Origin of the sequence: Peristeroidobacter soli (genome assembly GCF_004138485.1) — a bacterium.
GTDB lineage: Bacteria > Pseudomonadota > Gammaproteobacteria > Steroidobacterales > Steroidobacteraceae > Steroidobacter > Steroidobacter soli.
In genome coordinates, this window is sequence record NZ_RYEV01000003.1 from 299,794 (window position 1) to 312,117 (window position 12,324).

Below are 12,324 nucleotides of genomic sequence, written 5' to 3' on the forward strand. Positions count from 1 at the left end.
CCCAAAGAAAACATCCTGCCCCGTGATGTTTGCAGAGAACGCCGAAAGCGAATGCGAGCCGGTCAGGCGCGGAGCGTGGTCGCTCCCCGCAGAATTGCCAAGGCACCGCTGCGCACGACTTCGAGTACTTCGCCGAGATTCCCCGCTTCGGCAATGAACCTGTTGATCTGCGCTTCGCTATCGGTCAGTTCGACGGTATAGCTTTCCGCGTCATCCGACAAGACTCTACCGCCAGCCTTTTGCACAGCGGAGTTCACTGTCGCGAGTTGGGAGCCGGGCACGCGCAGTTTCAGCAACAGCAGCTCGCGTTCCACGTGCTGATCGCGCGTCACGTCGTCGACGTTGACGACATCGATGAGCTTGAGCGACTGATTGACGATTTGCTGAACGACCGCCTCGGTACCGGTGGTGACCAGTGTCAGACGCGACACAGTCGGGTCCTCGGTGGGCGCGACGTTCAGCGACTCGATGTTATAGCCGCGGGTCGAGAACAGACTGGCGACGCGCGTGAGCGCACCGACTTCGTTCTGCAACAGGATGGAGACGATGTGGCGCTTGCGGGGACTCATCGCGGTGGCCTTCGAAGTGGCGGGGGCGGTCCAGGCCCCGGACTGGGGTGTCACTATAGTAGTCATGAGGTCGCGCGAGCCTGGCAAGCGAAAGGGTAGGGGAGCATACGGGACTGCCTTCGGTCAGCCTAGGGCTTGCGCTGGAGCGGCAGACACGTCCATGTGCCCGGGGCTCGGGCATCCTGCCCCATAAAAGGGTGCCAAATAGACGCTGCACCGACCTTGCTGTAGGCTGCCCCGGTCGCATAAACCCGGTCGCATTTGCTGCGTCGGGCGCATTTTTTTCCGGAAACAGTCGTGAAACACAGTCCTGCCGCGCTCACCGCCGCCAGCCACCCGCTCGCGGGCAAGCAGATGTCAGGCGCCGAGGTCATCGTCCAGGTACTCGCCGACGAAGGCGTGGAGACGGTCTTCGGCTATAGCGGCGGCGCGATCCTGCCGACATACGACGCGATCTTCGTCCACAACCGCGATGGCGTGAAAGACGGCGCCAAGCCCATGCCGCTGGTCGTTCCGGCCAACGAGCAGGGGGCCGGCTTCATGGCGGCGGGCTATGCACGGGCCACCGGCAAGGTCGGCGTGTGCGTCGTGACCTCGGGTCCGGGCGCGACCAATACGGTAACCCCGGTCCGGGATTGCATGGCCGATTCGGTGCCAATCGTTGTGATCTGCGGCCAGGTGCCGACCGGCGCGATCGGCAGCGACGCGTTCCAGGAGGCGCCGGTGGCCAGCATCATGGGCTCGGTCGCCAAGCACATCTTCCTGGTGACTGACGCCGCAAAGCTGGAAGCCACCGTCCGGACCGCGTTCGAGATCGCCCGCACCGGCCGGCCCGGTCCGGTGGTCATCGACATTCCCAAGGACGTGCAGAACTGGCGCGGCCCGTTCCAGGGCACCGGCCGGCTGCCCGTGCCGGGCTATCGGCATCGCATGAACCGGCTGCTGCGCAGCTCTCTGTCCGAGGCTCAATGCGCCGAGTTCTTCAGCATGCTGGGCGAGGCCAAGCGGCCGTTGATCTATGCCGGGGGCGGCGTGATTCAGTCGGGCGGCTCGGCGGCGCTGCGCGAGCTGGCGCTCGAATTCAATATTCCAGTGGTCACGACGTTGATGGGGCTGGGCGCCTTCGATACGACTCATCCGTTGTCGATGCGCATGCTCGGCATGCATGGCGCGGCGTTCGCGAACTATGCGGTCGACGATTGTGACTTCCTGATCACGCTCGGCGCGCGTTTCGACGATCGCGTCGCCGGCAATCCGTCGAAGTTCGCGCCCAATGCCAGGCGCATCGCGCAGATCGATATCGACGCGTCCGAAGTGAACAAGGTGAAGTCGGTCCACTGGCATCACGTGGGCATGCTTCCCGAAGCGTTGCGCACGCTGCTGGCGTACGGCCGCCGTGGCAACTTCAAGCGCGACTGGTCGGACTGGCTCGAGCATTGCGCGCAGCTGCGTCGCGATCACGCGATGAACTACGACCGCGACAGCGCGCTGATTCAGCCGTATCACGTCATCGAAGAGATCAACCGTTTGACCAAGGGCGACGCCATCATCAGCACCGGCGTCGGTCAGCATCAGATGTGGTCGGCGCAGTACTTCGATTTTCGCTTTCCGCGCCTGATGCTCACGTCGGGCAGCATGGGCACCATGGGTTTCGGCTTGCCGGCCGCGATCGGCGCGCAGATCGCCAATCCCGACAAGCTGGTGATCGATATCGACGGCGATGCCAGTATTCGCATGAATCTGGGCGAGCTGGAAACGGTCACGACCTATGACCTGCCGGTGAAGATCGTGGTGTTGAACAACTGCGGCGACGGCATGGTGAAGCAGTGGCAGAAGCTGTTCTTCAAAGGCCGCCTGTCGGCCAGCGACAAGTCGCTGCACAAGAAGGATTTCATCAAGGCCGCGCAGGCCGACGGCTTCCCGTACGCGGTTCGCCTGGATCGCAAGGAAGACATCGAACGCGTGGTTCGCGAGTTCATCGAGTTCAAGGGCCCGGCGTTCCTCGAGGTCATGATCGACCCCGATGCCGGCGTCTATCCCATGGTCGGCCCGGGGCAGGCCTATAACGAAATGATCACCGGCCAGCACATCGCCAGCCGCAATTCGCCCAGTCAGATCCGTCCGCCGGACGCGTCGGAAATGTTTTAAATCGCATCGGGCACGAGCAGAGACCTGTCGATCTCTGCCCGTGCCGCGGTTTTAGAAGATCTCGAACAGGCCGGCCGCGCCCATGCCGCCGCCCACGCACATGGTCACGATGCCGTACTTGGCGCCGCGACGCTTGCCTTCGATGAGCAGGTGGCCGGTCATGCGAGCGCCGGACATGCCATACGGGTGACCGATGGAAATGGCGCCGCCCGACACATTGAGCTTGTCGTTCGGGATGCCCAGCTTGTCGCGGATGTACAGCACCTGGCTGGCGAACGCTTCGTTCAATTCCCAAATGCCGATGTCGTCCACCTTCAGGCCGTGCTGCTTCAGCAGCTTCGGCACCGCGAACACCGGACCGATGCCCATCTCGTCCGGATCGCACGCGGCGACCATCATGCCGCGATAGGCACCGAGCGGCTTCAGGCCGCGCTTCTCCGCTTCCTTCGCTTCCATCAGCACGCAAGCCGAGGCGCCGTCGGACAGCTGCGAAGCATTGCCCGCGGTGATGAACTTGCCTTCCTTGATGCGCTGACCACCCTTGAACACCGGCTGCAGCTTCTGCAGGTCGGCGAGCGTGGTCTGCGGACGATTGCCTTCGTCGAGCTTCAGGTTCACGGCCTTCTCGGAGGTCGCGCCGGTTTCCTTGTCGGTCACGATCATCGTCGAAGCCAGCGGCGCGATCTCGGCGTCATAACGACCTTCCGACTGTGCCGCGGCGGTGCGTTGCTGAGACTGCAATGAATATTCGTCCTGAGCTTCGCGGCTGACGCCGTAACGCTCGGCGACGATTTCCGCGGTCTCGATCATCGTCATATAGATCTGCGGAATGTTCTTCACCAGCCACGGGTCGGCGGCGCGGAACTTGTTGATCTTGTCGTTCTGCACCAGCGAGATCGATTCGACGCCGCCGCCGATCGCGATCTGCATGCCGTCGTGAACGATCTGTTTGGCCGCGGTCGCGATGGCCATCAGGCCCGACGAGCACTGACGATCCATCGACATGCCGGACACCGTGACCGGCAAGCCCGCGCGCAGCAGTGCCTGACGAGCGACGTTGCCGCCCGTCGAGCCCTGCTGCAAGGCGCAGCCGAGAATGACATCTTCGATCAGGGCGCCGTCGATGCCGGCACGCTTCACCGCTGCGGCGATCGCATGACCGGCCAGCTCCTGACCCTGAGTGTTGTTGAACGCGCCCCGATAGGCCTTGCCGATCGGCGTACGCGCGGTGGAAACAATGACTGCCTCACGCATTGGAATGTTCCTTACGTCAATCGAGAGAGTTACTTGAGATCCTGAAACTTCTTGCCCTCGGCCGCGAGCTTTTCCAGCAGCGGCGAGATGCTGAAGTCGGCGCCGAGTTTCGGGCCATATTCCTTGAGCTTGGCGACGACGTTGGCAAGGCCGACGGTGTCGGCATGGAACATCGGGCCGCCGCGATACACCGGCCAGCCGTAGCCGTTGATCCACACGATGTCGATGTCGGACGGGCGGATCGCGATCTTCTCTTCCAGAATCTTGGCGCCCTCGTTGATCATCGGATAGATGCAGCGCTCCAGGATTTCCTGTTCGGAGATCTGGCGCGGCGTGACGCCGGCCTTGGCGGCGAAGTCCTTGATGATCTTCTCGGTGACCGCGGAAGGCTTGGCATTGCGCTGCTCGTCGTAGTCATAGAAGCCGGCGCCGGTCTTCTGACCGCGACGATCCATTTCGCACAACACTTCGCGTACCGTCGAGCTCTTCGAGGTTTCCTTGCTCCAGCCGATGTCGAGGCCGGCGAGGTCGCCCATGGCGAACGGCCCCATCGGCATGCCGAAGTCATACAGCGGCTTGTCGATGTCCCACGGCATCGCGCCTTCCATGAGCATCGCCTGCGCTTGCGCCTGACGGGCCGCGAGCATGCGATTGCCGACGAAGCCGTTGCAGACGCCGACCAGCACGCCGATCTTGCCGATCTTCTTGGCGAGCTGCATGGCGGTGGCGATGACTTGTTTGGACGTTTTCTCGCCGCGCACGACTTCGAGCAGACGCATCACGTTCGCGGGCGAGAAGAAGTGCAGGCCGAGTACCCACTCCGGACGCTGGGTGGCGGCCGCGATCTCATTCACATTGAGATAAGAAGTGTTGGAGGCGAGGATGGCGCCCTGCTTGACGATCTTGTCGAGCTTGCCGAACACGTCCTTCTTCACATCCATGTTTTCGAACACGGCTTCGATGACCAGATCGCAGTCGGCGAGCTTCTCCAGCGCGAGCGTGCCAGTCAGCAGGCCCATGCGCTTCTCGACGTCTTCCGGCTTGAGCTTGCCGCGCTTCGCGGTGGTCTCATAGTTCTTGCGAATCACGCCCAGGCCGCGTTCCAGCGCTTCCTGTCTGGTTTCCACGAGGGTGACGGGAATGCCGACGTTCGCGAAGTTCATCGCGATGCCGCCGCCCATGGTGCCGGCGCCGATGATGCCGACCTTCGCGATCGGCAAGGTGGGCGTGTCCGAGGGCACATCCGGAATCTTCCATACTTCGCGCTCGGCGAAGAACACATAGCGCTGCGCGGCCGATTGCACGCCGCCCATCAATTCCTGGAACAGCTTGCGCTCGACTTTCATGCCTTCATCGAACGGCAGATTCACCGCGGCTTCGATGGTGCGGATGTTGTATTCGGGAGCGAGGAAGCCACGGAACTTGCGGGCATTGGCTTTGCGGAAATCAGCGAACAGCTCCGGCTTGCCACGCGCGGCTTCGACCTTGTCGTTCATGTCGCGCACTTTTTTGAGCGGGCGATTCTCGGCGACGACTTTCTTCGCAAAGGCAATCGCGCTGGCGCGCAGCGTGCCTTCGGGAACGATCTCGTCGATCAGGCCAGCGGCGTTCGCAGTCTTCGCGTCGATGTGCGCGCCCGATGTCACCATGGCCAGTGCTTGCTCAGGACCGACGATGCGGGGCAGACGCTGCGTGCCGCCGGCGCCCGGCAACAAACCGAGATGAACTTCGGGCAAACCGCACTTCGCCGAAGGAACGGCGACGCGATAGTGACAACCCAACGCAACTTCGAGGCCGCCACCGAGCGCGGTGCCGTGAATCGCGGCGACCGTCGGTTTGCTCACATTCTCGATTTCGGTGACGACTTCAGGGAGCCACGGCGACACCGGCGGCTTGCCAAACTCGGTGATGTCCGCGCCGGCGTGGAAGGTGCGGCCTTCGCAAATCAAAACCACCGCTTTCACCGCAGCGTCCGCGTCCGCTTTCTGCATCGCCTGGACGATGCCGTCGCGCACCGCATGTCCCAGCGCATTCACGGGCGGATTGTTGATTGTGATGATCGCGATCCCGTCTTCCACGGACAGGTCGGTCACGGCGTTGATTGCCCCCATCGGTGCGTCTCCTGTTTACTTGAGTGATCGGTCCGCGAGGCGGAATGAAGCGGGCGATGCTGACACCGCCGTGACTGCCACGACGTCGCGGGGGCGGCATTATGGCGCACTTTGGTGACTTTTACCGCACTGCAAAGCATTCCGCTGCGCGGGCTGGCTACCAACAGGCAATCAACGGGTTAGCGCGGTGAAAGTCGCGCCTTTCGCCGCGCTAGCGTCGAAAGGGCCTCGGCCACTTTCGACCAGAAAGATCAGTCGCGGTCGGATGGTCCGACAATCAGCGTCGGTCGGAGGATTTGGTCGTGGTCGGATGGACTTTGCATCCGTAGAGCGCGGGCTCCGCAGCGCACACATCCGCGACCCCTTGCTCTTGCCAGAAGGCAGGCAGTCCGGCGGCGCTCACGATTTGTTCGAAGCGCGAGTGCTGGCGCAAGAACTGCGTTTGCGGCATCCACAGCACACGCAACGGCAAGCGCTCGCCCTGTCGCTGTAGCCGCGACATGCGATTGAAAACGAACTCAGGTTGTTTCAACGCCGCGCCACACAGAATTTCCGTCGACGGATCGATCTGCTGTTCACTCGCCGCGAGCGTCACCGCCTGCAACGCTTCGGGAATGTGACGACGATTGTCTGCCGCGCGCAGCAGCGGCAGGGCCCAGCGATTGAAATCCGGCGTGCTCAGCGAGCCTTGCAATATTTCTTTGGCCGACGGGTTGTCGCCAGCAAGGATGGCTTCGAGTGCGCGCACGGGTGACGGCGTCGCTTGCATCGATGGCGGGGCAGGCGTCGTCGTGAGCGTATATGAGAAACATTCGTTCGCGCCGACGCTTTGCGGCTGTATCGCGACGGCTTGCGCAGCGAATGGCGCGGCTTCCTTATAGCGACCCGCATCCACCAGCAAACATGCAAGCCCTTCGAGCGCGGCGCCCGTTTGCGCGTCGAGCGTCAACGCGCGCTCGAACTGCTCGCGCGCCGCGACCCATTCGTTTCGTCGCAGATGAGCCAGGCCAAGCGCGGCGTGCGCGTCGGCGATGCTGTCGTCGAGCGTGAGCGCATGTTCGGCGGTGGTTTCGGCGAGTTGCGTCAGCGATGTTTCATCTTCACCGCCCAGGCTGAGATAACCGGCGGCCAGTGCGCCCCAGGCACGCGCAAACTTTGGCTGGCTGCGAATCAGAGATTCGAGCCGTTCCACCGAGCGCGCGCGACCCGGCGCCGCTGGCGGCTGAGTGAAGCCGGCGCTTTGCCGGCCCGACCACTCCAGCGAGCTGTTCAGAAACGTGTCGTACGCCTTGGCGTCTTCGGTGCCGACCAGCGCGACCCAATCGCCCGTCGTATGCGCGGCGTTCAAGAAGCGGGGTAACGCGGTAGCGAATGCGCTGATGGTCGCGAGACGAGTGTCGTCCGGCAGCGGCAAGGGGTTTTCTCGATCGACGACGTCATCGGGTGCGATGAGCGCGAGCTTCGCTTGCTTGCCGTCCTCGCTCAGCGTCACGCGCAAGGTGAACACTTTGGGATCGGACGGATCGGTCGAGACCGCGGACATGTGCATCTTGCCGCGAGCCAACAGGTGGTTCAGCTCGTAACGCAGCCACGCGATATCGGCGTCCTCCGCTTCGCTCTCCAGTTGCAGGCGCAGAGGCTTGGACGCGTGGAATTCCTCACGCACCGGCGCAGTGGGGAGGGTTGGCTCCGGGGTTTCGGGCGTGCAGCTGCGAAGGATGGGCCATGACACGAGTGCGGCGAGCACGACCAAGCCCGCCACTCTCTTGGCAGTCCGGAAACGGTTGGCGGCGGGCTGTTGTTCTTGGGTCGGGGCTTCCACGGCGGCGCTAGTTTAGTGCCGCCGTGGTATCAATCGCCAATGGCTAGCGCCATTCGTTGCCACCCTGATCCAGCACGCTCGCGAACTCCGCCCGGCGCGGCACGCCGGTGAAGGTGGAGGTGCGCACGAACATCTTGGCGCGGTCGGTGGCATTGAACGAGCCGTTCAAGCCTTCGATGTGGCTGTTGGCGACGTGCACGATGGCGTCTTCGACGATCAGGCCCGTGCCGGTGGCCACGATGGTGCTGTTGGTGATGTACAGCTCGCAGCCGCCGCGGGCGATGATCGCGTCGCCTTCGACGTACATCTTGCGATCGTCGAGCTTCAGCATGCGCTTGCCCTCGCAGATGATCGGCTCACTCGCGCGTGTGCCAGCCGCAGTCGATGTGCCCGATGCGGTGCCTTTGCCGGAGCTGACGATGCTGACGCCAGGGCCGGAGACACGCAGCTGTCCGCCCGAACGATCGATGGTGTAGTTGGATTCAGCAGCTTGAGCGCGCTCGGCGGCGGCAGCGGGTGAGTTGTCGGCGACTTGCGCAGGCTCTGCGGGCGGAGGCGGATTTGCCGGAGGTGCCGCGTTTGGCGCCGGCGCCGCTGCTGGCGCTGGAGGAGCGGCCGGCACGGCTGCCGTGGTCGCTGGGGGTTCTGGTGCCGCGGGAGCGGCGGCGACCGCCGGCGGCGCTCTCAACTGAGCGATGGGAGCCGCGGCCAGATCGTTCAGGTTGAGCGTCTGAACCTGGCCGGTCGAGCGATCGCGTACGGTGAACACTCGCGTCTGCGAGTCGCTGGCCAATACTTCATAACGCGGATTGCGTTCCAGAGCGGCGCGCGCCCAGGTCAATTCGGCCGGCTCGCTCGGCAACAGGCTGGCGGGCTGTTCGCCACGATTGCAGGCGCTGAGTATTGCCAGCGCGATACAACTGAGAACGACTCGAGCGGGGAGGGAACGGGCTGCTGAGCGGATGACGAGTGACGACATGGCAGTCTCCAAAAGCAGATCTCTATCGTCACTCCGGCGGCGACGAGAGTCCATCTCTTCTGTTCGACTGACGCAGTCGGTTGGATTATCGGAGGCCGTCATTAGTGACAGCCTCCGGTCATATGTCACATCGAGATCAGGCCTTCAATTGTTTGAGCAGCTCCGCTTCGCGCTCAGCGGTCAGGCCCGCGCGCAGCTTGGCTTTCTCTTCGGCCGGACGCTGATTGTGCCAGGCGAGCGTGTCTTTGATGGTCGTGTCCAGATCGCGGAACCGCAGGCCTTGCGCCACAGCTCGCGCCGAGCTGACCAGCGTCGCGCCGGCTTCTTTACCGATGGGCGGCGCCCAGATCGGAATCTCGCCTTTCTCGATGAGCTTCTGCTGTTCGATGAACGACTGACTCGCCCAGGTGAACGTCGCGTTCGATTTCGACACGCGCTTACTGGTCTCGAGCAATTCGCCCATGGTCACGGAGCCCGGGGGATTGCAGAGGTTGTAACGACCTTTGATTTTGCGCTCGACGCAAGCGCGCATGAAGTCCGCCATGTCGCGCACGTCGATGAACTGCACCGTGTCGTTCGCCGTGCCCGGCGCCAGCACTTCGCCACCGTGTGCCACGCGCACCGGCCAGTAGGTGAAGCGATCCGACGAATCGCCGGGCCCGACAATATATGAAGGACGAATCACCGCCTGACGCTCGCCGAAGGTTTTCTCGACGATCTGTTCGCACGCGGCCTTCAAGCCGCCGTAGTTGTCGTTGGAGATCTCCGTGGCATCGGGCTCGGTCAGCGGTGCGAGTTTGTAATCCTCATCGATGCCCGGCGGCGTGAGATCGGCGTAAGCGGAAATGCTCGACACATAAATATAGTGCTGCGTGTGATCCTTCAGCAGCTCGGTGCTCAACTTCAGCTGGCGAGGGAAGTAACCGGAGTTGTCGACGACCACGTCCCAGTCGCGACCCTTGAGCACGTCGAGCGGACCGTTGCGATCGCCGATCAAGGTTTCGATGTCCTTGAACAGGCCGGGATTGCGCTTGCCACGATTCAGCAGCGTGAGCTGATGGCCGCCGTCGCGCAATTCACGCACCAGGTGCGGACCGCTGATGCCCGTGCCGCCGAGGATCAGGACGCTGAGAGGCTTCCCGGGTTTCGATTTATTTTGGGGCTGCGCCGCGAATGTTTGTCCCGCGAGCAGTGCCGCGGCCCCCGTCATCAACAGTGCTTCACGTCGATTGATCGTCATTGTGACACCTTGTTTTGAGTGGTCTCACCCGGGGCGGACGACACCGCGCTGGCATCGCCGGGACCGGGCCGTGCATATTTCTCGAGCCATTGTCGCGACGTTTCGTACCAGAACAGCGAGTTCTGCGGCTTCAGGATCCAGTGGTTCTCGTCGGGAAAGTACACCAGCTTGCTGGGCACGCCACGGTTCTGCAGCACATTGAACAGCTCGATGCCCTGATTCACCGGCACGCGTTGATCCAGTTGGCCGTGGATCACCAGGGTCGGTGTGTTGAAGTTCGCCGCGAAAGTATGCGGTGAATTGCGCGCGAAGCGTTCAACGTCTTCCCAGAATTCGCCGAAGCGTTTCTTTTCCGCGCCGAAATCACTGCCGTACTCGGTGTATTGGTTGTACACCGCCGCGTGCGCCACCAGAGTTTTGAACGGATGCGGCTTGCCCAACAAAGCAGACGCAAGATACCCGCCGAAGCTGCCACCGCCAGCGGCCATTCGTTCACTGTCTATCCAGGGCTGGGCGCGGAACCAGTCGGCGGCCTTGATGGTGTCCTCATACGGCAAAGCCATCCATTCCTTGGTGATGGAATCGGCCCACGCCTGACCGAAGCCGCTCGAGCCGTGGAAGTTGTGCCAGGCCGTGACGTAACCCCAGTTCGCGAACACCTGCGCATTCCAGCGCCATTGATAGGCATCGGTGACGCCGTTGTGCGGACCACCGTGCAGGAGCAGATACAGCGGCCACTTGCGATCCGGCGTGAAGTTCGGTGGATACACCACCCACATCTGCACGTCTTCGTTGTTGGCGCCCTTATAAGTGACGCTTTGAACTTTGCCCGGCGTGAGTCGCGACAGTACGCCATCGTTGAAGTCCGACAACTTGGTCGGCGTGCCGGTGCGTGCAATGATGCTCACAAGGGTGGGCGGCTCGGTGAAGCTCTGGCGCAGGCCGACGATCACCGGTCCGCTTCCCGCAATCGCGAGCGAGTCGAAGCTGTGTTCGCGCGTGACCGGCTTGGGCTCGCCGCCGCCGGTATCGAAACGATAGATGCGACGGGTGCCGGCGTCGTCGATCGCGCCGAATAGAGATGAGCTGTCAGGCGACCAGACCAGACCGTCGGCGGAGCGATCCCAATCTTCGGTGAGATTGCGCAGCTTGCTGGCGCGGCGGTCGTAGAGCATCAGGCGCGCGCGGTCCGCGTAGAAGCCTTTGATCACCTGACGGCGGAATGCCAGCGACCGACCGTCTGGACTGTACAGCGGGACTGTGTCGTCGGCCGCATTATCCTTGGTCAGGTTGGTGAGATTCTGCGGCGAGCCGCCTTCCACCGGCAGCGTGAAGATGTCGAAGTTCGGATCGATGCCGCTGCTGTCGGTGTCGACCGCGAACGCGACCTCGGTGCCGTCGGGCGAGATGTCGTAAGAATTCCCATCGGGCTCGCCACGATCCAGCGACACGCCGGCATTGCGCGTGATGGCCTGCGGCTCGCCACCGTCGATGCTGATGGAATAGATGTGCGTGTCGCGGTCGTCGAGAAAGTGATCCCAATGACTGATGGGCGCTTTGTCCCACACCCTCGCGGTCATCTTCGCTTCGTTGCGCTCGGTCATGCGCTTGTCCATCTCGGGCCAGGTGTCGAGGTCCGGCCACACCTGCGACAGGAAGGCAATGCGCCGCGAATCGGGAAACCACTTCGGCGCAATCACGCCGGTCGGGACATTGGTCACGCGACGCGCTTCGCCGCCGCCGACCGCAATGACATAAAGCTGCTGCTGTTTATCGTCGCCGCGCTTGCCGACGAATGCGATCATTTCACCGTCGGGGCTCCACGCGGGCGATGCAGCCGAGCCGCCGGAGCTGGTGAGCTGGCGCAACTTGCCGGGTTTGGTCGGCACCAGCCACAAATCGGTATCGCCCTTGTTCTTGTCGACGTCGTATCGTGTGACCGGCACGACCGCGAGACGCCCGTCAGGAGAAATATCCGGCGTGCCGAGTCGCTGGAGCTGCCACATCGCCGCGGCCGTGTAAGGTTCGGCATGCGCGAGGGACGCGAGCACGATGCCGGCGATGAGTATGACCACGCCGGTGGCGCTGTGCGGATTTTGCTTATGACAATGCCCGCGCTCATGACTGCGAAAGAGCGGCATGCGGATCATCGGTGTGCCTCTTGCTGTTCTGTGTGCAATTGACATTAGTCTAACCAAGCG

The 12,324-nt window shown here is 62.9% G+C and carries 8 protein-coding genes; 1 reads left to right on the forward strand and 7 read right to left on the reverse strand.

Annotation, left to right across the window (positions count from 1 at the left end; genetic code table 11):
• Nucleotides 1-62: 62 nt before the first annotated feature.
• Nucleotides 63-635 (reverse strand): acetolactate synthase small subunit, encoded by a 573-nt coding sequence (ilvN, locus tag EKO19_RS10130; protein WP_246038867.1) that lies wholly within the window; start codon nt 633-635, stop codon nt 63-65.
• Nucleotides 636-923: 288 nt separating this feature from the next.
• Between ilvN and ilvB the strand changes: the two genes are divergently transcribed.
• A complete protein-coding gene (ilvB, locus tag EKO19_RS10135) occupies nt 924-2,717 on the forward strand; it encodes a biosynthetic-type acetolactate synthase large subunit (RefSeq protein WP_129777346.1) in 1,794 nt (597 codons plus the stop codon).
• Between the two features lie 51 nt (nt 2,718-2,768).
• Here ilvB and EKO19_RS10140 read toward each other — a convergent pair whose 3' ends face one another.
• The 6 genes from EKO19_RS10140 to EKO19_RS10165 form a co-directional block, all read right to left on the reverse strand.
• Nucleotides 2,769-3,971, reverse strand: coding sequence for an acetyl-CoA C-acyltransferase (locus tag EKO19_RS10140; protein ID WP_129776308.1), 1,203 nt, complete (start codon nt 3,969-3,971; stop codon nt 2,769-2,771).
• Between the two features lie 29 nt (nt 3,972-4,000).
• On the reverse strand, nt 4,001-6,082 hold the full coding sequence (locus tag EKO19_RS10145) for a 3-hydroxyacyl-CoA dehydrogenase NAD-binding domain-containing protein (RefSeq protein WP_129776309.1): 2,082 nt from the start codon (nt 6,080-6,082) through the stop codon (nt 4,001-4,003).
• Between the two features lie 277 nt (nt 6,083-6,359).
• Nucleotides 6,360-7,904, reverse strand: coding sequence for a tetratricopeptide repeat protein (locus tag EKO19_RS10150; protein WP_129776310.1), 1,545 nt, complete (start codon nt 7,902-7,904; stop codon nt 6,360-6,362).
• Nucleotides 7,905-7,947: 43 nt separating this feature from the next.
• Nucleotides 7,948-8,883 carry a hypothetical protein gene (locus EKO19_RS38585; protein ID WP_175597013.1) on the reverse strand — a complete coding sequence of 312 codons (936 nt, stop codon included), beginning with the start codon at nt 8,881-8,883 and terminating at the stop codon, nt 7,948-7,950.
• Nucleotides 8,884-9,019: 136 nt separating this feature from the next.
• Complete coding sequence (locus EKO19_RS10160) at nt 9,020-10,123, reverse strand: NAD-dependent epimerase/dehydratase family protein (RefSeq protein WP_129776311.1); 1,104 nt, start codon at nt 10,121-10,123, stop codon at nt 9,020-9,022.
• Nucleotides 10,120-12,264: a S9 family peptidase gene (locus EKO19_RS10165; protein WP_175597014.1), complete on the reverse strand. Its 2,145-nt coding sequence runs from the start codon at nt 12,262-12,264 to the stop codon at nt 10,120-10,122. Before EKO19_RS10165 ends, EKO19_RS10160 begins: the two co-directional genes overlap by 4 nt.
• Nucleotides 12,265-12,324: the final 60 nt, after the last annotated feature.